We start from the raw sequence: 22,517 nt of genomic DNA, 5'->3' as shown, positions 1-22,517 counted from the left end.
CTTAATAGAAACGTCCAGCGACAGTCTTTGCCCAGGCGACTACCTTAGTTAAAAAAAAGTGACGACAATTAGACACTTATCTAATCGCAATCACTTCCGCTAATTTGCTGTTTGCATATTACACTTTAATTTTGAACGAGAGATTTGTTTAACTGCTCCACTAAATCATCTGGTTTTTTGCCATGCGTTAAAGCCGCACCTTCAATGCTTTCCATTGTCGAAGAAGGGCAACCTAAACAGTGCATTCCCAATTCCAGGAAGATTTGTACCGTTTGCGGATACGTTCTCAAAACTTGTCCAACGGTCATCTCTTTCGTAATCAATCTCAATTCCCCCTCTTTATCTTACAAATCAATTCTAAGTAAACTAGTCGGTTTTAATCAATTATAAGGGATAACCTTTCAATACACAAGACTCAGCTCATCTTCAGCGCTAAACCCTGAAGCAGCGCATAGATTCTTTCCGTCAAATCGAGTTCAAGGGTACCGATTCCACAGCTCGGAGTAAGTATACTTTGGGCACGTAACCGCGCCTCATTGACTCCCCGTTTAACGAGCTCTTGAATATTTCCTTCGAGACATTCCTGTAGACTTTCCACGGTCTCCCCAAAAGCCTTGGCTGAAGTCGGCACGATTCCCCAGGAAAGAATTCCTCCTTGCTCCAAGAAATCATTCAACGACTCCGCTAAAACGATCATACTCGTCATATATTCATAGGCATCAAAGTTGACCACCCGGACCTTAGAATCAAAAAGCAGCGTCCAATCTGTCCCTGCGCAGACATGTACCCCTGGTATACCCCCTTGTCGAAGGATTCCGTCAGAAATCTCATTGATATGAGCAATAAGGCTCTCGCGTCCTAAAGTCACATGCGTCGACGCTCCATAAGCATAAAGTTCGGGTTCATCGATTGAGATAAGAACCGGATAACCGAAACGCGCTAAACGTCGGGTTTGCCACTCACCATGCATCGCCAATGCTTTAACCAAGAGATCCCGCTGGATCTCATCATAATAACTTGCGCGCCGATTAGCATCCGTGATTTGCATACCCACCGTCAACGGTCCACTTAATTGTCCTTTGACCAGTAAAACGCCTTGGGTATCTCGATGTTCTATATCCGCACAAAAGCTTTCAAACCCGATTCCCCCCTTAGGAGTGAAGCCGAAAGCATCCAGTGCTTCTATTTCTCCGCTTTCTGCCCGCAAATAAAGTTCATAGAAACGGGCCATTCTCTCCGGCCAATCCGGAGCCTCCACTTGAAATCGCGGCGAAGCAAAACCTCCAATCACTCCGGTTTCAATAAGCGGCCGCAAAAATTGACCAATAAAGGAGCTTTCCGCCCCTAAGTTCGGGAGTTGAGGCCAATGGGGAGCAGTGGGTACTGATTGCCAAATTAAATCCAACGCAGCTTCAGGGTCAGAATGAGGCAAGCTTCCTATCCCTGTCGCTAAAAAGTGGGGTTCCCAAGTTTTTGGGTTTAAATCTGAACTTTTATTCTCTTCTTTTCTCACCATAATCCCATCCTTTACTCTCGTATACATTTGCCATTCAGCGTATTTTTGCCTGTCTTCATGACCTCTGCTAAGCTATGCTTTGTAGGTCTGCTCGGGTATCGGCGAAACGCTTTGCCCGCTCATCACGGCGCCAGGGCTATTCTGAAAGAGGCCATTTGTTATCCATTCAGGCGAAGCGTTCACCGACCAAACTAGGACTTAAACTCGGGATTTAAAGAGGGGTACCCGCCAAAATCGGCTCCTGCCTCTGTTGGCGGCGGCGCACGTCCTATGCGCCGCCCCACTGAAGCTCCTGTTCCGAGTTTAAGTCAAGTTTGGTGAGCGGCTCACTTAAAGTCTTCATTCCTAACAAAAGGCTCTTTTGGGTCTTAAGAAGACGGACGGGGATTTGCGATACGCCCCTCTGCTTTAAGTCTTCGCTCAGCAAATCGCTTCACCTTTCTGTGTGGCTTAATACTTGTGGCTTAATACTGTAAGAATCTTAGGAGACCCGAAAGCGTAGCTTCTCGCACAGGAGTGAACGATTTGCGGCGGAAGGGCGTCGAGGCGAACGAAGCTTTCGAAGCTTAGCGGCGCCAGTGGTTCACTTCAGGTATTACCCTAAGGTTTGGCAAAGCTGCTTCGGAAGCAAGAGAGACAGCCCAGGAGCGCTAAGTGAATGGATGTGCGAGAAGCTACACGACCCAACCTTTTTTCTCACCTGATGATGGTACACAGCGACCAGAATGCCTACCCGCGTAAAGCAACAACTAGATACCAAAGGTAATACCAATCTGTCCATCTCCAGGTTGCCCAAACCAAGAAGATTAGGGATAATATACCAGGCACAAACAGAATTGGACGATAATGCCCTTTAACCTTGTGCACATCCCGTATCCTGATCGGAAGAAAAAGCAGAGATAATCCTCCATACACTGCTAAGGGCAAATAAATCGGAACACCCCACGGGTGTGCTGCCCACAACAAGGCAGGTATCCAAATCCAGCGATAGCGACGTTCTAACCATAAAGCCAGCCCAAGTGCTGCAGGAGCTTCGGGCATATGTGGTGCTGCCACCCCGATATGTAATAAACGAAGCAGCACAAACGAAAGCGTCAAGATGATCCATATGAGCAGCGGAGACTGCTGTTGTATGGCAGCCCATAAGGGCCATTGTTCTGGTATCCAAACCGCCCAAGAAACTTGGGTATGAAAGAGAAACGACGTCACAATTCCAGCCAGAGTTCCTTCTCGACTTAAGAGCGCTAAACCCTGCCAGTACCACGCTCGGCGAAGAGCACGTTTGGGTTTTCGTTCCTTAAGATCTTTATACCGCCAACTGCTTGCGCTAATATTCGCCAAAATGACGAGTAACACCCAGGCCGCCCAAATTCCTGCAACTAGAGATTCCCGCGACCAAGGTATGGGAATCTTCGTTTGTCCTTCTGTGTTGTAAACCACTTTCCCCCAGGGTCCTTGAAAACCCGATTGAGTCAGCTGAACATTGTTTAGCGAAGAAGGGACTTGAGCTCCAGTGACTCGAGCTATAAAAGTCGGCAACGGTTGGGTCTGTGCCTGAACATTATTCCAAAAATTTGAGTTTATTAAGCGTGGATCAGCCTCTAAGCCCGTACCTCCTGTCCACGCCCACAGGGATGGATGGAGCATTCCTGTGCGGATAAGGTTTCCCCAACCGGAGGGGTTAGGGAGCCGATTTGCAGGTACCATCTTCGCTGGAAGTTCTGCCCATATCCCCATCCCCATCTGATCCGCCGCCTCCAACCAAGCTTCATCTGGAAAAGGTCCAATAAAATAAATAAGGTTATACCCTTTATCCTTTTGCGTTGTTAACCATTGTTGGACTTGCCCCGTATGTCGCACCTGAGCCTCTTGCTCAGGAGAAAGGGTTAGTCCTGAAATCGTTAAGGGTTGTCCATTTTTAACGAACTTTCCCTCTTGCAAGGTTATTGAGGATAATCCAAGAGGGATGGATACATCATCCTTATCTCCCTTTGGGTTCATCACGGTCAGATAAAGCTGAAAACGAAACGGGTCCTTCGTCGTCCATTGGCGAGCCTGAGGAACGGTAAAAGTCAGAGTTAAATCCTGAACTGACGATTCCCCAAGTTCAATCTGTGCCGAAGCTGTTGCCACCGCTGAGGAACCATCCGAGAGAACACCTTGGATATTCCAGGGACCATATTCTGAAACCGAATGATGAATGATCTGGGTTTGCAGTAAGACCACCGCGTCTCCATTCTTCCACTGAACACTCACCTTTGGCGTTGCCAAACTGGTTTCCATGGTTGCGACTAACTGCAACGCGCCCTTAATTTGTCCCTTTGCAGGCCAGTTTAAACCAAATAACGTATTTTCTTGAAACGGCGGTGCTGAGGACTCAATCAAAATTAAATTATCTTCACCATAATGAAGCGCATTCGCGGGCAGGAGAAACTCTTCCTCTCCTCCATCATCCGCAAACTTGCCAATCTGATGAGTGCTATCCATGCCATTGAGATAGATCGCTCCTGCTCCATTAACGCCCTTCATTTGGAGGAGAACATTGCGAGCACTCCATTCAGACGGGATTTGAAATTTTTTAACCGCGACATGGAATTTCTGAGTTGAGGGAAGAATTACCTCTCCTGCAGCAATCAGAGGATAATCTCTCTTTTGCTGGGTCAGATTTTGCGATTCCGTTACAAAAGCTTGTCTTAAAGAAGAATAGCTATTCCAGCTTCCTCGTAAATCTAAGGTTAAACGCTGAGTACTGATAGGTCCTGCTCCCGTCTCTAAGGACATTCCCGGGGCCCCACTCCAGTTCCAAATTAAGAATCCAAACGCTAGTATTGATGCAGCAAGAAGTAAAATAATGCGACGTTTAAACATGATTGCGTTTTACCCTTTCTTTTAACAATGGGATTTAATACAATATGTTCGCGAAAATAAAAAAAAATCCTTGCTCTGAAGGATAAAAATAAGTCGTTAGTAAATGGACTAACGACTTATTCAAGTTCTTTTAGTGGACTAACGTCTTTTGGCATTCGGGACAAACGCCATAAAACTCCATCCGATGCCCCATCACTTTAAACCCTGTTTCTTCGGCAACCTCATCTTCCATCGTTAAAAGAGGGCGATGATAATCTACGACTTTTCCACATTCCGTACACACGACATGATAGTGATTTACAGGATTTCCATCAAAACGGCTTGACATATCTCCATAGGATAACTCAAGAATATGGCCGTGTTCTTTAAGCATGTTGAGCGTATTATAAATCGTACCGAGACTTACTCCTGGGAATTTCGCTTTCACTTGATTATAGATATCTTCTGCAGTCGGATGGGTATCCGTCCCTAAAAGATATTCAAGAATGGCTTGTCTCTGAGGCGTAAACCGCACGCCTTTTTCCTTAAGGTGTCTTAAAATATCAATAGCGTTCATAATTCTCATCTCCTAGCCTGCCCATTAATAAACTTATAACCATTAAAACCTCAAACTTACTTGTTTTCGATATCAATAATCTCTTAATAATTATTTTAATTTTATTATAAATTTTGATTGTCATATTGTCAATAATTATTCTTGATTAGGAGTCTTTGGGATCTACTCCCTATTTTCGCTGTGAAACATTAAAAGGGAGAGCACTTCGACTCTCCCTTTTAATGTTTCACATTCAATTAGTCTTGAGCTGGAGCGCCAACAGGGCAGACTCCTGCACAAGTACCACATTCTGTGCAAGCATCAGCGTCGATGACGTATTGATCATCTCCTGCACTAATCGCGCCTGCTGGACATTCAGCTTCGCATGCACCACAGCTAATGCAGTCTGAGGAAATTTTGTAAGCCATTAGAACAACCCCCTTCTCCCCTTATTCAACGTCACTATACCAAAGAGAAAGGAAAAAGGCAAGATGAAACTTACTATTTTACCCATATACTAAAATATCATTCATTTCAGAGAACGACTTAGATAATGATTAAATATCCCGATCTGGGCGATATGGAACCTGATAAAGTCTTCGCATACAATGCGAGCAGTATGGCAAGGTACGATTGCTGACATGATTTCTCCGAAAAAGAACATGAGTTAGGTCTTCGTGTTCAAAACCACAAGATCGACATTTTTCTAACACCAGTATTACCTCCTAGGTTGTGAGCTTATGTACTATTACCTGATACTCCTAGTATGTTCAATAAAGGCCTTCACTAAACCCAAATTGATCTTCTTCATTAACATTTAAAATCTTGAGCTCAGGATATTTTGCAAATGTCCTAAGGTATAGCACTCAAACATTTGACAGTAAGGCCGGAAATACTCCACCGTCTTCGTTTCAGGCCAACGCTTTTCGGGAAGGGTGTTCAACCAAAGAATCTCACGAACTTTTCTGCGGATATTCTTGAGAAGTCCGGCTGCCCTCTCCCCTTCAAGAGTCTGGGTATCACTCAGAATAATCAAAACGGTATTGCGCGAAAAGGACTTCGCATATTTCTTCGCGAGTTCTTCTAAAGAAACAGCGAGATTCGTCCCTCCACCCCATTCTTTACTTGCTTCTGGCAATGCAGCCTGAAGCATTGCCTGGAGGGAATGTCCGGACCGAACCTTTCCTGTCAGTTCGAGCAAGCGATCAGCAAAGGCATAGGTTTCAATCCCGTTCACGGCGGAAGATAAGCCATAGATAAATTGCAAGATAAATTCCGTATACTTCATCATCGAACCCGACAAATCACAAAGCAAAACGAATTTCGGACGGCTCCTCCGCTTAACGCGAAAACGGCGTTCAAGCAACACTCCACCGAACCGGAGATTTTCCCGCAGGGTATGACGCATATCAATTCCGCCTCTCTTGCCCCGCGCTTGATACCTCCGCGAAGCCTGGGCGGCGAGTCGTTGGGAAAGCTGCTGAATCAACTGCATCACCTGTGGCCATTCTTCAGGCGTAATATTCTTAAGATCTCGCGTAAAATATTGAATTTCTTGTTCACGGCAGGCCCGTTCGACTTCAGAGAGAAGTCCCCCTTCTCCAGGCGGAGATAACGGAAACTCAGACTCCTCTCCAAGTTTATGCCGCCAATACTCGAGAGATCCTCTAAGCACCCGTTCGACCATTGGCTGAAAGGAATGATCCACCGGGATTCCATTACGGATTCCTTGCTCAGAACGAGTCAAAAAATCTTTAATCCGTTCCTTTTCCGCTTCCGGAAGCTGCAAATAAACCATCCGTTGTTCCTCGGTTAAATTCAGTTCCTCCCCTTGGAAGCTCAGCTCTTTGCGACTCTTAGAGAGCCCCTTATGAACATTGTCTGCCTTTTCCCGCGCTTCGTTTTGCCAATTCGCCTGCTGCTCTGGTGGAGCAAAAAAAGCTCGGAAGGCTTCATTAAACCAGGGGATATTTTGCGGAGATTTTACCAGAGTTGCTTGGAGGATTCCCTCAGTCCGTTCTTTATCCTCTAGTCCAAGCTTCAGCAAGGATTGCAATGCATCTTGGACTTCCGTCATACTTACAGGGACTCCACCTTCCCGAAGCAAGCGAGCGAATTCGAGAAGATGTCGGTCTAGTTCGCTACGTTCCTTTATCACATGCTCACCCATCACGATCACCTATAACGCTTTCGCTTCCCAAAGTAAACGTTCAGCGCCCATTTCTTGATAGAAAAGTTCTAAATCCTCCTGGCTTTTGATGAGAAGACTGAGCGTCGACTCAATCCAAGCCGGATCCAACTCTGCTTTGCCCATAACTAACAGCGCCTTCGCCCAATCTAATGTTTCTGAGACAGAAGGCATCTTCTGAAGGGTCAATTTTTCCCGGAGCACGCCCACGGATTTGGCCACTTGATAGGCTAGTTTATCAGGTAGTCCTGGAAGTTTGGCTCTCAAGATCTTGACCTCTTTCTCCACTGAAGGGGGATCGACATGGAGAAAAACACAACGCCTTTTCAACCCGTCAGAAAGCTCTCGTTCCCCATTCGAGGTTAAGATGACTAAGGGCCGTTCCTGTGCTTTTATTGTCCCCATCTCCGGGATCGTCACTTGAAACTCACCAAGTATCTCCAGTAAAAACGCCTCAAACTCACCATCGGTCTTATCAATTTCATCAATTAACAATACCGAAGCTTCTGGACTCATCAGTCCTTGTAGTAGAGGACGTGGAAGTAGATATTCAGGAGAAAATAAATCTTCCTCCTGTAGATTCTCCTTCTGCATTTGAATCTTTAAAAGTTGCCTTTGGTAATTCCATTCATAAAGCGCCTTATTTTCATCTAAGCCCTCATAACACTGTAACCGGATCAATGGGGCAGCCATCACTTGGCATAATGCCTTAGCTATCTCTGTCTTGCCTACCCCAGGAGGCCCTACAACTAAAATCGGCTTTTCCAATTGGATTGCAAGATAAGCTGTGAGCGCGATCCGGTCTTTTTTCTCCGTAATATACCCTATTTCTGACAGAGCTTTTTCGAACTCATCCAGAGTCATATCGATTTTCATACCTACCCCTCCCCACTTCTCTATACCCGATGACTAACCGCCACTAGACTCCTGCTTCTTAAGCGGGAGATAAGTGGCGCTAAGTCCCTGGGTATAGAATTGTCTAAATCTATGATTTGGTGCCAATTCTTATCCTCGTAGGGGATAAGTGCAACTGGACTTCAGATGAAATCAAAACTCCATCTGAAGTAAGTTTTCTTTATAGCGGTATCATACCACGAAATAAGTCTTATGAAAATTCTGAAATATTGATGCATTGCTCAAGCACTTCGAAGGACGCTAAACGGCTAAAGGCCAAAAAGTCATCCCACTGGGATCGTTCCAACTTCCATGGACAATGGGCAGAAATCCGGCTGGCAAACCCAATGGGTTGTCCCCCTATCCGTTTTTCCGTGCGACGTTGGGCTAAGCTCACCACCCCTTCTGACCGTGCGGTACAAAAGATCGGTTCTAGACAAAGTACAGGTCTTTCTTTATAAGTCACCTGCAAACTGTACTGATATAAGGGTTTGACCCCCACTTTCGCACTTTGGATCTTCTCCTTAAGATGTGTTGGATCCGGTTGAAGTTCTGCCCCCATCCGTTGCCAAAACGTCTTTTCTGTTGATGTCAGGATCGGTGCACGCAAAGCTACAGCTCCCGTCTGCCGCGCTAAGTGAGCCACATAATGAGCAAGCTCCTTTTCCCTTTGACTCTCATAGGATAACCCAAACAGAACCACGAGACGTTCCGCTGAGCTAATTACGAGTTCACCCAGCTCCTCATTTTCTCCCAAAGCAACCGTATGATACCCTGGCAAAGGCTGTAATCTGGGCTTGGCCTCTTTACCCTTTTCCGTGAGAAAAGTTGCTAGGGCCTCTGACCAATCTTGCAAACCCACCTCATTCCAGTCATCTTGAGGATCCAAACTAAGTTCCATCCAAGGCATATGGCTTCCTTCTTTCCTGAGCATAGAAAATTCACAAATTCTTCTTTAGTGTGCCAGAATATTGATTTTCTATGCTCGGTGGAGGATAAAGAAAACCCGGCTTTCGCCGAGCTTTGCGATAAAGAAGACTTGGCCAGAGCCAAAGCGATGGCCTTAGTCGCCTTATCCTGCCGGACTTAACTACGTGCATCGTAGGAAAGCGAAAACCGCTGGTTGCGCTTATGCTATCTGCCAAAAATTTATACTTTCTGTTAGTATAAAGAAAACTTGGCTTGCGCCAAGCCTCTGGCGTAGGCGGAAGCCTTAGTTGCACTTATGCTATCTGCCCCCAGACTTATACTTTCTGTTAGTATAAAAAAGGTACCCTCTGGCCCTTAAAACTTCCTTATTTCTTCAGTTAACCATGCATCCAGATCAGAGATTAACTCAACCTGAGGCAGAAAGTCAAGAATCCGCTCTCCCCAGTAAGGATCAAATTCGTAACCCAGTAGCCCGCGAATTTCTTTCAAGGCACTCTCCTGATCCTTAGCCTGCATCCGGTAACGCTTTACTTCAGTCAAGGTTGTGTACCTGTCAAAGATCCGGATTCCACGGGCCAACAAAGGAATATCCGTTCCGCTCAGCTTATACGGATAGCCCCCACCCAAGTAGTTTTCGTGATGGGCAGCAACGCCTTTAGCGATTCTTTCCCAGAATCGATTCCCTGTTTGGTGATAAAAATCAAGAATCACTTTTTCCGAAGCCAGCGGATGTTCAATTTCGCAGCGCCAAAATTCCAGCAATTTCTCATTTTCCATATCCTTTAATTGTTCAGTAGCAAAAAGGATTTCCCGTGGCCAACGTATCTTGCCAATATCATGGAGTAACCCAGACGCTACCCATTCATTTCGGGTAACCCAGGCTTGTTTAATCAAAAGTTTACCTGAAGGGGTATCCGCAAAACATGACATAAGATAGGTAACCTTTAAACAATGATAATAAGTAACGTCATCGATCCAGGCCAAATCTCTTAGTAATTGCTCGATCTCCTTGCCATACATCTTCGTTCAGCCCCTCTCCTCACGCTTAACTCAAAGGAAGAGTGAGTCGCTTTTTCTGTTCAAATCGGATCAGTCGTTTTACGCCACAAGCTTGAAGTAAGTGAGTTGCTTCACTTAAATCTCGTCCGACATACTGAGCCTCATGGGCATCGGAACCTAAAGTAAACTCAATTCCCCGATTGACCATTTCCTGAATCAATTTCCGTTCAGGATAAAATTCTCCGACAGGTTTATACCGTCCCGCCGTATTCAGCTCAGCCACTAAACCATTTTCTACGATGGCTTGAAGCGCGTTAGCTGCTAATTCACGGACATCCGTGCGCGGTCTCACCCCAAAAATCTTAATCAAATCAAAATGGCCGATCGTCGTAAAAAGTTGACTACGTGCTGCTTTTTCGACAAGCGAAAAATACTCGAGGTAGAGTTGATCAGGATCTACTTCACGGTGTTTGGGCGCCTGATCCGGATAATCAAATAACCAGTTCTTGATTTCATGGACTGATCCAATAACGTAGTCAAAGGGAAACGTCTGTAAAAGGGTCTGAATTTTCGCTTCATCTTCAGCGCGGTAATCAACCTCCAAGCCCACTCGGACCTTTAGGTCGGGGTATTCTTCGGCAACCTCGCGGATTAACGGCAGATTCAGATCCTCGAGATACATGTCATGATCTGAAAAGCCGATCTCCTGCAGTCCTGCACGTCGAGCCGCCTCTAAATAGTCTTGAATATTTTCCCGATTAGCGGGCCTGTCCTGATGTCCAATTAAATGCGTATGTAAGTCTAACATTTTCCACCTCTCCCTCTCAATTTCTCTCTACCGTAAAAAGGCCAAGAAAGGTCTCACCAAGCTATGCTTTTTAGGTCTACTCGGGTGTCGGCGAAACGCTTTGCCCGCTCATCATGGCGCCGGGGCTATTCACTTGGCGACTCCGCTACCTCGCTAAACCTCGGGGTGCTAAAAGAGGTACGCCGCTCCTGCGCGTCCATGCGCCCGCGGCATCAGTCCATCCATGGACAAGTCCACAGCTCGGCTTCACGCTCCACTGCCTGCGTTCACTACGCCCCTCAGCTTTAAGTCTTCGCTCAGCAATTCGTTTCGCCTGTCTTTGTGGCTTTCATAATGTTACATCTCAAGAGTCCTGATAACGTAGCTTCTCGCACAGGAATGAACGATTTGCGGAGGGGCGCTATGGCGCACGACGCTTCCGTGGGTTAGCGTGCCGCAGGTTCACATGCAGTAAGCAGAAGGGTTCGGCTAAGCTCCCTCGGAAGCGAGTGTGCCAGCCCTGGAGCGCTAAGTGAATGGATGTATGATATAGGAGACTGGCTAGAGTTGAGGTACGAAACTCTAGCCCTAGTCGACTTATCCTCGAAGGGGAGAAGCTACACGACCCCAACTTTTTCATCCTCTGATGGTGCTATGCTCCGGCATGAAGGTCTACCCTAAAGAAAAATTCCTTTAGAGGGTTTACAGCGTCTGTAAGCCCGTTTTCACGAGGAGATACGGCTTTGTTTCAAGTTCAGACTTTGTGAACCGCGTATCGGGGGATTTCAAGTCTTTAAAGAAGTTTCCCGACAACTTTACATCGGTTTTGCCAACGATTTTCCCGTTATGAATTCTTAAACTTTGCGGGGCACTTAAGGAATATTCTCCGGCAGTACTATTTTGCGTATGCATTCCCAGCACCGAAAGAATCAAAATTCCATCTTCAATTCCTACAAGAACTTCCGGCCAAGAACCTTCCTGATCATGCTTGAGGTAAAGCCCTGAAGTCCCTTGGGGAAGTGCCGTGGGTTTTCCGCCCCAACGATGAGCATCCTTGACCCGTAAAAAGGGAGTTTTCAGGACACCCTTCTGAACAAGAATAGTGCGTTCGGCAGCTATTCCCTCAGAGGTAACGAGATAAGAGCCTAGTTCGAAGGGACGAAGTGGGTCAACCACAAGCGTCAAGCCTTCATTAAAAACCTGTTCCTGCTTTTCAAAATGTTCGACTCGATAAGCGCTTTGTCCTTCTAGAATGCTTTGCCCCACGAAATTAGGAACAATAAATTGCCCTAAAAAAGAGTCCACTACTCCTGGCGAAAAGACTACTGTGGTCTGAGGCCCAATAGGTGCCCCCTCCTGCTGCATCGCCTGATAATAGGCCAGCGTCTGTTGCCAAGTTTTTACCCACTCTTCCTCACTAATCAAGCGCCTCTTCGCGAACCCTCCCCCCACTAAACTATCAAAGGAATAGGAGAGCGCATATTGAGATTCCTGATAGGAGACCGCCAGGCCCTTAGAATTGCGGACATGACGATAACCCCAAGCGGCTTGGATGCTTGCCTGCATTTCCGCTTGTTCCGGTCGATCTTTCAGTAAACGGCTCAATTGTTCAAAAAGGATCTCATCCTCACCGGCGAGAATTTTCTGGACTGCTCGATCTTCTACCGCAACCAAAGGGATCGCTTCGGGAGCCGGAATCTCACGGCCGTCTGGGTCTTCATAAGCAGCCTGATACCATTCTTGCAACTGCTCTTGCCCTGATTGAGCGTTCTTTCCTGAAACAGCCTGAACGTTAGCTCGGCTTAAGCGACCATCCTCCCAAATAATAACCACCTCTCCACTTTCCCCTTGATGATAACTGGGAGGTGTGTAAACACTACCAGGAGCACTATCTTTGATCCCTAACGAGGTAAGTTGCGTTTCGTGAACCACAATCCGCCAGTCACGAACCTTAAGCTTCAGCTGGACTGGGGAAGTTTGTGCTTTATACAAAAGTTCTTCGAGATGGGCTATAAGTTTCATCCTTGTTCTCCCCCTAAACTAACCTGTTCATCTTGCTCAAGCAGAAGATAACGATGGCTTCCACCACTAGAAGGAACCGCTTGTCCTGATTTTCCGCAAGTTCCTATGGCATCATAACACCCTTGTCCGAGACCAGCGCGAATCGCTTGCAAGGCTGAAAGGATTTTCCCGCTAAAAATACTGGGTTGATAAACCGGTAAATTCGGATCGGCAAGATCAATCATCCCATCACACTGAAAAACGAAATCCCCCGTCTTGGGATTGACCTGACCACCCCGGTAGCCCAGCAGCAAAAGATGTTTACCCTCTTCTCTCAGTTCTCCCTTTTCTTTAAGAACCTCTCGGACTTGCCGAATCTCTTCCCTCAGACTCGGCGCTTGAGGGATCGGGATCGCCTGATCGACGATCAGGCGAATATTCGTCATCCGAGGAAGGGGGATATAGCCATAGCTTTCCGCCCGACCCGCTCCTGTCACTTCCATTCCAGCCTCCTCAGCCGAAAATATATCACCAAGGCCTGCTAATAATACTCCATCTTTGACAATCTGGACCGTTTCTCGTTTCAGCCCATTCGCGGAATACGGTTGATACGCCCAGTCGCCCACGAGCGGACCATCAATAATCTGGACACCAGATCGCGCCACCTTGAGCCCCTTTTTCAATTTACCCTTTTCCCCCAGCACGGATTCCTTCATATGGTCGGATTCGACCGCATGCCCGAAGGCTTCATGCGCTAACCCCTTTGCTAAACCATAATCAATGACTAACGGATAATGCCCGGAAGGAAGCTGGGGAGCTCGACAAACAGCTTTAGCGAATTCAGCGCGCTCAAGGGCTTTAGTTTCTAAGAAGGCATCTTCTTGCTCCAGTTGCAAAATTCCCACATCTACGCCGCTCCTTTGAACCAACGTACTTTGAGCACGCTCGTTTTCGCGGACGGTTCCTTGGTGCATGAGCAAAGCGCGTGGAATTACAAAAGACACCCGGGTTCCATCTGAACGTCCGATACACCAGAGATCTTCAACTTGACGGTAACTGGTCTGCCAAGAGATTTTCGGATTACGCTCCAATAACCTTTGGTGCAGGCCTAAAACTTTCGTTTGAAGTTCAGCCAGGGAAAAATGTTCAAAAGGGAAAACCCGCGGATCCTCAGCATCTTCCTCAATCCGAGGGGCCTTGAGAATCTCCCGATTACACTCCGCCCCGATCTGAGCGTTGCGTTCGGCCAAGGAAGTCGCTCTTTGCATTACCTGTCGCCCGACTTCGAGGCTTAGAACATCGGCAGAAGCAAAACCTGACGCTCCCTCTTGTGTAAAAGCCTGAACCCCTATTCCGCTATCCCAACCGCTCGAAACCCGTTCGAACCGTCCATTGCTCAAGCGCATTCCCCATTCTCTTCTGGATTCTAAGCGTACGATACAGTATTCATTCTGACTTTCTTTAAAGAGTTGATCTACCAGTTCTCGAAGTTCGTTTTGATTCACGTTTTTCCTCCATTTTTCGACTTAATTATTTGTATTGTATTATACCACGCTTGGCTCATTAAAATAATTCCCTGGAAAATGAATGTATATTTTAGTTGCCCTTCGGACACAATCTAAATAGTCTCACGTTTTCCAATTTTTTATCCCCACTCCTCTCTTTTACTTCACTTGCGACAAGTATTATATACTTCTGTCGCAAGCCTTTTTTTACCCACTTATTAAAGAAAACTTGGCTTGCGCCAAGCCTCTGGCGTAGGCGGAAGCCTTAGTTGCACTTATGCTATCTGCCCAAAACTTATACTTTCTGTTAGTAAAAAGAAAGTCAAAGACCAGCTAATTCTAGGGTCTTTGACTTTCTTTATTTCTATATTTCATTAGTCTAAGACTTTCACCATCAACTTCCGTTCCTCGGCAAAGCCAAGCATTTCATAAAGCTGGAGAGCATGAAGATTATGACTGCTCACAGCCAAGCCTAAATAAGGAATCCCCTGTTCCCGGGAATATTGTTCTGCTGATTCCATCAGAGTTCGTCCAACTCCCTGGCGTCGATATTTGGGTAAAACCGCGAAATCCATAATCCAGGTTTGCAAAACCCCGGTTAATTCTTCGCGCGAGGACGGATAAAGAACCAGATACCCCATGGGTTCCCCTTTTTCAGTTTCGGCAATAAACACCCTCGAATCTGTCTGCTGAATCCACGTCCAGAACCCTTTTAAGATCTTCTCCCGGTATTTGAGCGTGTCCTCCATGGGCTGTTTGCGCCATGGTGAAATGCTAGCAGGTATCACATCTTTTCCTAAAGCATACATAAAAGGCCAATCCTGAACGTTTCCCTGGCGAACCCGCATAAAATCACCCCTTGGGATAATGTACGCACGAGTTAACGCAGTTGCGCCTGTTCTGCAGGGTGAAAATAATTCATATATAAAATTAGTCTCCTATAGGTAAAGGAGGATACAATATGTCGCTCCTCCTCTCGATGCTTCTCGGGCTCTTTTGCTTGCTTTATGGTATGTCGATTCTCCGTCTCGGACTTGAGCGTTTCGCTGCGGATGCCTTTAAACGTGTACTTCGTGAAATGACTATTACACCGTGGCGTGGCCTCTGGAGTGGCACTGCAGCGACGGCACTGCTTCAATCTAGCACTGCCCTTACCGTGATGACTATTTCCTTTGTTGATGCCGGTCTGATTCCCTTTGAAAATACGCTCAGCCTCATCCTTGGGAGTAATATCGGAACCACGATGACCACTCAGCTCCTCGCCTTTTCTCTGGATTCCTTCATTCCCTATATTTTACTCCTCGGAGCGCTCGGATTTCTCTTTATCCCCAATCGTTACCGTTACCTGGCCCTTTCCGTCTTCGGACTCGGGTTATTGTTTCTTGCCCTTTATTTATTAGAAACCGGAATGGCCCCTTTAGCCGAAGTCCCAGTCGTTCAGCAGTTCTTGCAACAGCTTGGGGATCATTATCTCCAAGGGATACTTGCAGGAACTTTACTCTCCGCACTACTGCACTCCTCTACAGCTACAACCGGTCTCGTAATGCTTCTTGCGGAAGGAGGATATCTGACCCTGCCCACTGCCCTCGCCTTTATTTTCGGAGCCAATATTGGAACCTGTTTTACCACTATTCTCGCGTCCCTCGCTACAAACCGGGCTGCCCAGCGCGTGGCCGTCTTTCACATCTTACTAAACGTATTTGGGGTTCTCCTCTTTCTGCCCTTTCTTACTCCGCTGGCCTACCTCCTAGAAGGACTTGGAGGTAGTCTCAGCCGCCAAGTAGCCAATGCGCATACTCTCTTCAACCTGATCTCTTCCCTCGTTGCTTTCCCGTTTCTGCCCTGGGCTACGCGGTTTTTAACGCGGGTATTAAAGTAACGAATGGTAGTCCCTTTTAAGCAGTTGAATATAAATATTTCCATATTCTGAAGGGTTCTCCACTCTTTTGTCGAAATTGTTTGAATAGATCGGAGGAGAACTTATGTCTTCAGATTTAGAATTAGAATTAGTGGGAATTAATGAAAATGAGAGTTTCAAGAATTTAGATTGTGGAGTCCCTTCAATAAATAAGTATTTATTGGATGGTGACGCATATTATGAACATATAATGAAACTAGCCAATACAAAACTTATTAGGTTAGATAGAAAAATAGTAGGATACTTTTCAATGCAGTTTAAAGAAATAAAAATTGAAGAAAGTAATATTTTATATCCGTGTATTTGTTTGAAATATATATGTACAGATAATAATTATCAAAATATGGGTATTGGCACAAAAGTTCTTAACTATGTTGTAGGAAATTCTAAAAATATATCGGACTTTATTGGATGCAGATGTTTATTGATTGATGCAATTACATCAAAAATACAATGGTACAAGGACAGGGGCTTTGATTTTCTTGAAGATGATGATAATATAGTCTTAGAAGACTCAACTGTTAAAATGATTATTGATTTTCGCGACAATGAAGTAGTAGAAGATTATTTTGAAGTTTGATTGAAAGGTGTGATTTCTTATGATTAGATATGAAAACAATCAAATAATTTTGAGTGGTAAGACAGCAAAATCGTTTGATAATAAATTAAATAATCCTAAGAGAGAAACTATAGTTAAAAGGGATATATATTTTAAAGAAATTAAAAATAATCTAAGTGTTAAAACCGTTAATGGAAAAACCATAATTAAATAAATCAAAATTAAATTGAAGACCTCTACCAAGGGGTCTTTTATCATTTCAGCAGACAAAAAAGCATTCATAATCCTCATGCGAAAACAAGACAGAAAACATACGCAGGGACAATGTGGCAACGGGATGGGAATGGATATCTCGCCAAACATTGAACGTGGACGTGGACGTGCCTAGTGCAGATTAACGCCATGGAAGGCGTAGCAGCAACTCTAATTAGCAGTTATGCTTTAGCTTGGTCTGCAAGCGTACGTCCGAACGTCTGTAAAGTAACGCTGCTTGTAAAGGGTAGATTAAAGCAACTGATACTTTTCCGCCAAAAAATCGCAGATACCGACTGCATCCTCGAGATCGAAGCAGGGTACCCCCACCTCGAACCTAACATCGCTGACTATAGCGATCAGCTCTTCCGGCTTGTAAAAAAGCTCTCGATGGACCTCAGAACGAAAAACCTCGATTTTGGGTTTATTTCCGTGTTTATATCCTTCCGTGAAAATAAGGTCGACATCTGGAAGCCGTTCCAGCACTTCATCAAGAGTCCGTTCTAACTCGCCTGATTCCAAAATAGCCATCTTATGGGGAGAAGAAATGGCGACTACATCTGCTCCCGCTTGGGTGAAACGCCAGGAGTCCTTTCCGGGCTTATCGATCTCAAACTCATGGGCATCATGTTTAACAACCGCGACTCGCCAACCTCGGCTCTTGGCTTCACGCACGAGTTTTTCGAGCAACGTTGTTTTACCAGAGTTCGAATGACGCGCGACGATCGAGACGATCGGGGTTTGAGTTGAGTTCTCACCTGAGTTCATCAAAGTTCTCCTTCTGAAAGAATCCAGTGTGCGCATAAAGTTTCCCCTTCTTGAACGGGTCCATGTCCGCCTGGAACATCCACCAATAGATTACTCCCAATCATCGAACGTAAAACCCCCGAGCCTTGCGCATAATTCGGATCGGCCCAGATTTCTCCCTCACGGAAAACCGCGCGCGCACGTAAAAAGCGTCGTTGTTTCCCAGATTTACCGAAGCTTCCTGCCATCTTGACAGGGAAAACCTCTTCCTCATCTCTTCGTCCTGACATCTTTTTTAGCGCAGGACGAACGAGAAGTTCGTAGGTAATCATCGCCGCCGCTGGATTTCCGGAAAGCGAAAAATAAAGCTGGTTACCCTTTATGCCCACTGCTACCGGAGTTCCGGGTTTGAAATTTACTTTCCAGAAGAGCAGTTCACAGTCGATTCCTATTAGCGCTTCACGAATCAAGTCATAATCACCTGCTGAAGCACCACCTGTTGTCACCACTGCATCCATATCCTGCAAAGATTTCAGAGTCGCGATCGTTTCCGGAAGACGATCTGGAACGAAGGAAGCTACTTTCACGTCGCAGCCCACCTCCATTAAAAGTCCCCGTAATGTATAAGTGTTACTGTTATAAATCTTTCCTGGCTGCAGCGCTTGCCCCACTTCCATTAATTCCGAACCCGTGGAAAGCAACCCGATGCGCGGCCGCCGATAAACGGTTACCTCTTCCACCCCTAATGCTGCTAACAACCCAACAGATGGAGGGTTAAGTACGGTTCCGGAAATTAAGACGATTTCCCCTTTTTGGATTTCCTCGCCTTGGTGAACAATATTCGCCCCCGCTGAAACTGGGCGATGAATCAGAACTTGATCGTCGTGCGACTCCGTATCTTCCATCCTTACCACACAATTTGCACCCACTGGAATCGGTGCTCCGGTAAAGATCTTCGCACACTCTCCCTGACCTAATTCCCGAACTGGGTACGTCCCTGCGGGAATTTCGCTAACCTCGCGCAACGGCAGAGGCGTAGGATCTGCCTTACTCGCCACATAAGCATAACCATCAAGCGGAGATCGATCAAAGGGAGGCATTGCGATGGGAGAGGTAACCGATACTGCTAAAATACGGTGATACGCCTCACTCAGATGAACTTTTTCGGTCGCCATCGGATGGATTTTTTGTGAAACGAGTTCCCAGGCTCGTTCTAACGAAATCATTGTTTCCATACGTCTATTCCTTCCCCTAATTTTGCAACGTTTAAAATTTGTACTTTTAATTATTTGCTAGATCGCCTTCAACCGTTCAACCTGGACAATTCCTTTTTCCCGATAGATCTCCAGTGAACGATAGGCTTCTTCGATATGAATAATTTCTTTGTCCATATAGATCAGAACATTGGGATGGCACTTCGCAACCTTTAGCCGCTTCGTTCCCGGCAAATAGACCACAGTGGTACTTACTCCCGATCCCCCTAATTCACGGATTTCGACATTTCCACCTGCTATGACCTTTCCTCCACGACAGACTCCCTCGATTTTAACATCTCCACCCGCCTGAATTGTTGAGTTATAAGTCCCTTTATAACAGGTAAACGCCCCCCCACATTCGACATTTGTTCCTTGAATATAATCAACTGAGCACTCTAATTTTTCGGGAACTTCAATTGAGATATTTAAAACCAACTGCTCTAAGGCTTTGTTCACGCTGTGCAGAAGAGGCAATGCCTGAGGGTCAAGAGGGCCCAAGCCTACCAAAAAGCGTTTGGCAGTACGTATCAACACGATAATCTCCTGAGTCAAAAGCTCATCTTTTGTGCCCAAAACGAACTTTTCCAAATCGGTAGCCATTTTGGGAAGATCAACATATCTACGCTCCATAATGAGTTTTAAACATTGTCCTGGCTTTAAACGCTGTGCATCAGGAGAATTAATCAGTTCCGCCGTTTGCATCAGGCAAGGGGTTAGACATTCGTAGAATTCTTTCATTCGCCGTAACAATTCGGAACGAACGACATAGCTTGCACCAACGACCAAATGCCCACCCAAAACATTATGGGCTATTTTAAGACCCCTTTCAGCACGAATTTCCGCTTTTGAGACCGATCCTTGAATTTCTACTTTTCCCCCCGAATAAACATGAAGCCCATCCTGGACACTCCCATAGACGAAAACATCTCTGGGAAACTCGATGCTGCCTGTCGCCAAATCCACATCTTGATTAAGAAGATAAACATTCTCGACCATATATGTTATCTCATCCACGCGGATGGGTAATCCAGCACAGGTAGCAACAACCTCCAAACCATCTTCGGAAAGTTTAACGTTCTTTTTTAATTTAAACTGAAGATCCTTCACGGGTGCTGAAGGAATCGGCTGACCCAGAACATCCTTGCCAGGTACTCCTTCCTTTCCCGGAACTTTTCGGGCTAAAATTGCACCTTCTTTAATGAAATTTATCTTCGTGGCAAAAAAGTCAATACGCTCTTCATTTTCGTCATACCCTTTCGAACATTCTCCCACAAAATCTTCGAAACGAGCTGGCACTGGAGCTGTAGGCAGGGTTCCGCTCGCGATAACAACTTCGCCTGTCCCTTCAATAAACAGTATTTCTGCCCATGCCTCAGGGTGAATTCCATGGACAATACTCAACCGTTGGATATCTTCCTGCAAGCGTTCTTGATCCCAATACTCGCCCTCAGGTGGAGTCTCTTTCCAGAGCACGGTATTTTCCCATTTCAAGCGAACATCAGATTGCACAAACTCAGGTAACTCATAGCGTCCTGATTTCTCATGTTTCACTTTAGCAATTGCCGTTAAGCCGTTTTCGCGAATGACCAGTTCCCAAGTCCTTAGTCCTAAACTTTCACTCGGGATAAACTCGATCTCATCTTCACCTGTCACGCTGAAAGGCAGTACTTGCAATTCCCCGTTCCAATAGAGGGCCCCTGCTTCCGGATAAGGAATAATCTGTCGAACGGAAGGGGCTAACTTAATCGTATATTTCTTTTCTTCTGCGTTCCAAACTGGCTGCATATCCGAATCCTTCTGGTCTTGGCCAAGGACCTTCGAATCATCTGAGAGATCATTGATTTCGTCAATTTCTACCCCTTCACTCGTCGCAAAGGACTTAGCCATCAGGTCTGATTGTTCTGATTCCAGACATACCCGTACTTTCCACTGCCGTGAAAGGAATCCCGGCTTATCCAGTACCTCTATTTCTAAATCCTCCGGTTGGCATTTCCATTTTTGGGCATATTCGATTCTAATATTCTCAACAGACTTTCCTCGTGTCGTCTCTTCTCGCATTTTTTACACCCCATCTATAATAATTCAGTTGTTTCGACAACTTGGATGCCTTCTATTATTATATTTTAGCAACTTAGGGGTAAAATTTCCAGATAATTCTTCAAATTATTAGTTCTTTGCTTTTTCTTACTTTTTCCTACTTTTTTCGCTGTTTTATTCTTTCCTTAAGCTCCACCATCTGGGCCCAAGGGCCACTTTATCTCGACTTCCTGATACCCTGTCGATTCTTGCCCGTTCGGGTCCTGATTATTTCCGGGGACTTTAGGCAATGCCTTGGAAGGCGTTGTGACAACAGGTTTCAGCAAATCGACTTCTTGATCTTCGATGACTTTAGCGGTCGTAATTCCTTGCAGTAAATTACTCACGACTTTCTTCGCAGCTTTTGGATCTACCTCCCAATAGCTTACCCCTTCTAAATCTAAAAACTTTCCAGGTAATGTTTGCGAAACAATATCTGCTTTCTCAAAACCGACCGCTGCCTTGGACAATTTAAACATATCACCTAGGCTTAGGTTGGTATTAACTGCCTCGTTAAGCTGGGGAATTAACCAAGGAAGTTTGGGAAGGGTCGAGATTTGCATCATTTCCTTAGCCACTGCCTTCAAAACAACCTGTTGGCGCGCCGTCCGGGAAATATCGGCTAGAGCATCATACCTGAAACGGGCATACTGAAGCGCTTGTGATCCATCTAAACGTTGAATCCCTTTTTTGAGGTTAATATATCCGTCGGTTACATCTCCAGTTTCATAGTACATATCTTTTTCGACATCGACTGTGATCCCCCCGAGGGTATCAATGATTTGTTTAAAGCCGCTGAAATTTGTTTGGATATAGCCGGCTAGTGGTACCCCTGTCAAATTTGTGACCACTTCCTCGAGTGTTTGCATATCCTTAAGGGAAGCAACGGAGTTAATCTTGATATAAGGGTGTTTCGAAATGGAAATCCGCGTATCGCGCGGAATTGAGAGCAAACTGATCCGCTTGTCCACCGGATCAATACTGGCCAGGATTAAGGAATCCGTATTAAACTTTTCTTCACTATTAGAACGTTGGTCGGCTCCCACTAACAGAACGCTCACCCGATTCGTCATATCAACTCCTTCAGGCCCTTTGAGCGTTGGGGAATTATCCATTGAGGATGGCCGGGAATACAAGAAATAGCCGGAAACTGCGGTAACGGCCGCTAATATCAATAACACCAGTAACCTAAATGTTTTTTTTCTTCTCACATCATCAACTCCGTACGAACTCTTCAGAAACCTTTAACCTTTTTGATCGATTTCCCGATGATCTGCATTAATTTTTCTATATTGTAGCATGCTTTTCCTCCTCAATTCCAGTTTAGCCTAAAAATCTGGATTTAATAAAGAAAACCCGGCTTTCGCCGAGCATAGCGAGAACGAAAGCCGTTGGTTGCACTTATGCTATCTGCCCTAAACTTATACTTTCTGTTAGTATAAAGAAAACCCGGCTTTCGCCGAGCATAGCGAGAACGAAAGCCGTT

The 22,517-nt window shown here is 45.6% G+C and carries 21 protein-coding genes; 4 read left to right on the top strand and 17 right to left on the bottom strand.

The window, feature by feature from the left end; genetic code table 11:
- Window positions 1-125: 125 nt before the first annotated feature.
- The 8 genes from VM640_RS03440 to VM640_RS03405 all read right to left on the bottom strand — a co-directional run bounded on the left by VM640_RS03440 (window position 126) and on the right by VM640_RS03405 (window position 8,911).
- The gene (locus VM640_RS03440; protein ID WP_325389951.1) at window positions 126-323 is read right to left on the bottom strand and encodes a DUF1858 domain-containing protein; all 198 of its coding nucleotides are present in this window, start codon (window positions 321-323) and stop codon (window positions 126-128) included.
- Window positions 324-415: 92 nt separating this feature from the next.
- Window positions 416-1,516 carry a methionine synthase gene (locus VM640_RS03435; RefSeq protein WP_325389949.1) on the bottom strand — a complete coding sequence of 367 codons (1,101 nt, stop codon included), beginning with the start codon at window positions 1,514-1,516 and terminating at the stop codon, window positions 416-418.
- A gap of 729 nt (window positions 1,517-2,245) precedes the next feature.
- Window positions 2,246-4,384: a glycoside hydrolase family 2 protein gene (locus VM640_RS03430; RefSeq protein WP_325389947.1), complete on the bottom strand. Its 2,139-nt coding sequence runs from the start codon at window positions 4,382-4,384 to the stop codon at window positions 2,246-2,248.
- Between the two features lie 130 nt (window positions 4,385-4,514).
- Window positions 4,515-4,940: a Fur family transcriptional regulator gene (locus VM640_RS03425; protein ID WP_325389945.1), complete on the bottom strand. Its 426-nt coding sequence runs from the start codon at window positions 4,938-4,940 to the stop codon at window positions 4,515-4,517.
- Between the two features lie 236 nt (window positions 4,941-5,176).
- Window positions 5,177-5,347: a 4Fe-4S binding protein gene (locus VM640_RS03420; protein ID WP_325389943.1), complete on the bottom strand. Its 171-nt coding sequence runs from the start codon at window positions 5,345-5,347 to the stop codon at window positions 5,177-5,179.
- A gap of 389 nt (window positions 5,348-5,736) precedes the next feature.
- Entirely contained in the window at window positions 5,737-7,089 is a 1,353-nt protein-coding gene (locus tag VM640_RS03415) for a vWA domain-containing protein (protein WP_325390057.1), read from the bottom strand.
- 9 nt (window positions 7,090-7,098) lie between these two features.
- A complete protein-coding gene (locus VM640_RS03410; RefSeq protein WP_325389941.1) occupies window positions 7,099-7,983 on the bottom strand; it encodes an AAA family ATPase in 885 nt (294 codons plus the stop codon).
- A gap of 229 nt (window positions 7,984-8,212) precedes the next feature.
- Window positions 8,213-8,911, bottom strand: coding sequence for a hypothetical protein (locus VM640_RS03405; RefSeq protein ID WP_325389939.1), 699 nt, complete (start codon window positions 8,909-8,911; stop codon window positions 8,213-8,215).
- Window positions 8,912-8,959: 48 nt separating this feature from the next.
- Here VM640_RS03405 and VM640_RS03400 point away from each other — a divergent pair, with 48 nt between their 5' ends.
- Complete coding sequence (locus VM640_RS03400; RefSeq protein WP_325389937.1) at window positions 8,960-9,091, top strand: hypothetical protein; 132 nt, start codon at window positions 8,960-8,962, stop codon at window positions 9,089-9,091.
- Window positions 9,092-9,285: 194 nt separating this feature from the next.
- On the opposite strand, the gene VM640_RS03395 is transcribed toward VM640_RS03400, so the two are convergent.
- From VM640_RS03395 to VM640_RS03375, 5 genes are all read right to left on the bottom strand, one after another.
- Entirely contained in the window at window positions 9,286-9,951 is a 666-nt protein-coding gene (locus tag VM640_RS03395; protein ID WP_325389935.1) for an HD-GYP domain-containing protein, read from the bottom strand.
- 25 nt (window positions 9,952-9,976) lie between these two features.
- Window positions 9,977-10,738 (bottom strand): histidinol-phosphatase HisJ family protein, encoded by a 762-nt coding sequence (locus VM640_RS03390; protein ID WP_325389933.1) that lies wholly within the window; start codon window positions 10,736-10,738, stop codon window positions 9,977-9,979.
- 681 nt (window positions 10,739-11,419) lie between these two features.
- On the bottom strand, window positions 11,420-12,739 hold the full coding sequence (locus tag VM640_RS03385) for a metallopeptidase TldD-related protein (RefSeq protein ID WP_325389931.1): 1,320 nt from the start codon (window positions 12,737-12,739) through the stop codon (window positions 11,420-11,422).
- Window positions 12,736-14,223 carry a TldD/PmbA family protein gene (locus tag VM640_RS03380; protein WP_325389929.1) on the bottom strand — a complete coding sequence of 496 codons (1,488 nt, stop codon included), beginning with the start codon at window positions 14,221-14,223 and terminating at the stop codon, window positions 12,736-12,738. Before VM640_RS03380 ends, VM640_RS03385 begins: the two co-directional genes overlap by 4 nt.
- 374 nt (window positions 14,224-14,597) lie before the next feature.
- A complete protein-coding gene (locus VM640_RS03375) occupies window positions 14,598-15,071 on the bottom strand; it encodes a GNAT family N-acetyltransferase (RefSeq protein WP_325389927.1) in 474 nt (157 codons plus the stop codon).
- Between the two features lie 113 nt (window positions 15,072-15,184).
- Here VM640_RS03375 and VM640_RS03370 point away from each other — a divergent pair, with 113 nt between their 5' ends.
- The 3 genes from VM640_RS03370 (at window position 15,185) to VM640_RS03360 (ending at window position 16,914) form a co-directional block, all read left to right on the top strand.
- Entirely contained in the window at window positions 15,185-16,102 is a 918-nt protein-coding gene (locus tag VM640_RS03370) for a Na/Pi cotransporter family protein (RefSeq protein WP_325389925.1), read from the top strand.
- A 103-nt stretch (window positions 16,103-16,205) separates the two neighbouring features.
- Complete coding sequence (locus tag VM640_RS03365; RefSeq protein ID WP_325389923.1) at window positions 16,206-16,721, top strand: hypothetical protein; 516 nt, start codon at window positions 16,206-16,208, stop codon at window positions 16,719-16,721.
- Window positions 16,722-16,740: 19 nt separating this feature from the next.
- Complete coding sequence (locus tag VM640_RS03360; RefSeq protein WP_325389921.1) at window positions 16,741-16,914, top strand: hypothetical protein; 174 nt, start codon at window positions 16,741-16,743, stop codon at window positions 16,912-16,914.
- 290 nt (window positions 16,915-17,204) lie between these two features.
- Here the strand turns inward: VM640_RS03360 and mobB are convergent, their stop codons facing one another.
- The 4 genes from mobB to VM640_RS03340 all read right to left on the bottom strand — a co-directional run bounded on the left by mobB (window position 17,205) and on the right by VM640_RS03340 (window position 22,212).
- Window positions 17,205-17,720, bottom strand: a complete 516-nt coding sequence (gene mobB, locus VM640_RS03355) for a molybdopterin-guanine dinucleotide biosynthesis protein B (protein WP_325389919.1) — start codon at window positions 17,718-17,720, stop codon at window positions 17,205-17,207.
- Window positions 17,720-18,934 carry a molybdopterin molybdotransferase MoeA gene (locus VM640_RS03350; RefSeq protein ID WP_325389917.1) on the bottom strand — a complete coding sequence of 405 codons (1,215 nt, stop codon included), beginning with the start codon at window positions 18,932-18,934 and terminating at the stop codon, window positions 17,720-17,722. Before VM640_RS03350 ends, mobB begins: the two co-directional genes overlap by 1 nt.
- Window positions 18,935-18,991: 57 nt before the next feature.
- Window positions 18,992-21,013, bottom strand: a complete 2,022-nt coding sequence (locus VM640_RS03345) for a FapA family protein (protein WP_325389915.1) — start codon at window positions 21,011-21,013, stop codon at window positions 18,992-18,994.
- 164 nt (window positions 21,014-21,177) lie between these two features.
- On the bottom strand, window positions 21,178-22,212 hold the full coding sequence (locus VM640_RS03340; RefSeq protein ID WP_325389913.1) for an LCP family protein: 1,035 nt from the start codon (window positions 22,210-22,212) through the stop codon (window positions 21,178-21,180).
- Window positions 22,213-22,517 lie beyond the last annotated feature (305 nt).

It is taken from the genome of Desulfitobacterium sp., assembly GCF_035539115.1.
Taxonomy (GTDB): Bacteria; Bacillota; Desulfitobacteriia; order Desulfitobacteriales; family Desulfitobacteriaceae; genus Desulfitobacterium_A.
The sequence above is the reverse complement of the archived record's forward strand: the minus strand, read 5'-3'. Positions and strand labels throughout refer to the sequence as shown.

Excerpts from the sequence above, each read along its gene's own strand:
- VM640_RS03435 (WP_325389949.1), bottom strand. The coding sequence starts at position 1,516 with ATGGTGAGAAAAGAAGAGAATAAAAGTTCAGATTTAAACCCAAAAACT.
- VM640_RS03430 (WP_325389947.1), bottom strand. The coding sequence starts at position 4,384 with ATGTTTAAACGTCGCATTATTTTACTTCTTGCTGCATCAATACTAGCG.
- VM640_RS03425 (WP_325389945.1), bottom strand. The coding sequence starts at position 4,940 with ATGAACGCTATTGATATTTTAAGACACCTTAAGGAAAAAGGCGTGCGG.
- VM640_RS03420 (WP_325389943.1), bottom strand. The coding sequence starts at position 5,347 with ATGGCTTACAAAATTTCCTCAGACTGCATTAGCTGTGGTGCATGCGAA.
- VM640_RS03415 (WP_325390057.1), bottom strand. The coding sequence starts at position 7,089 with ATGGGTGAGCATGTGATAAAGGAACGTAGCGAACTAGACCGACATCTT.
- VM640_RS03410 (WP_325389941.1), bottom strand. The coding sequence starts at position 7,983 with ATGAAAATCGATATGACTCTGGATGAGTTCGAAAAAGCTCTGTCAGAA.
- VM640_RS03405 (WP_325389939.1), bottom strand. The coding sequence starts at position 8,911 with ATGCCTTGGATGGAACTTAGTTTGGATCCTCAAGATGACTGGAATGAG.
- VM640_RS03395 (WP_325389935.1), bottom strand. The coding sequence starts at position 9,951 with ATGTATGGCAAGGAGATCGAGCAATTACTAAGAGATTTGGCCTGGATC.
- VM640_RS03390 (WP_325389933.1), bottom strand. The coding sequence starts at position 10,738 with ATGTTAGACTTACATACGCATTTAATTGGACATCAGGACAGGCCCGCT.
- VM640_RS03385 (WP_325389931.1), bottom strand. The coding sequence starts at position 12,739 with ATGAAACTTATAGCCCATCTCGAAGAACTTTTGTATAAAGCACAAACT.
- VM640_RS03375 (WP_325389927.1), bottom strand. The coding sequence starts at position 15,071 with ATGCGGGTTCGCCAGGGAAACGTTCAGGATTGGCCTTTTATGTATGCT.
- VM640_RS03370 (WP_325389925.1), top strand. The coding sequence starts at position 15,185 with ATGTCGCTCCTCCTCTCGATGCTTCTCGGGCTCTTTTGCTTGCTTTAT.
- VM640_RS03365 (WP_325389923.1), top strand. The coding sequence starts at position 16,206 with ATGTCTTCAGATTTAGAATTAGAATTAGTGGGAATTAATGAAAATGAG.
- VM640_RS03360 (WP_325389921.1), top strand. The coding sequence starts at position 16,741 with ATGATTAGATATGAAAACAATCAAATAATTTTGAGTGGTAAGACAGCA.
- mobB (WP_325389919.1), bottom strand. The coding sequence starts at position 17,720 with ATGAACTCAGGTGAGAACTCAACTCAAACCCCGATCGTCTCGATCGTC.
- VM640_RS03350 (WP_325389917.1), bottom strand. The coding sequence starts at position 18,934 with ATGGAAACAATGATTTCGTTAGAACGAGCCTGGGAACTCGTTTCACAA.
- VM640_RS03345 (WP_325389915.1), bottom strand. The coding sequence starts at position 21,013 with ATGCGAGAAGAGACGACACGAGGAAAGTCTGTTGAGAATATTAGAATC.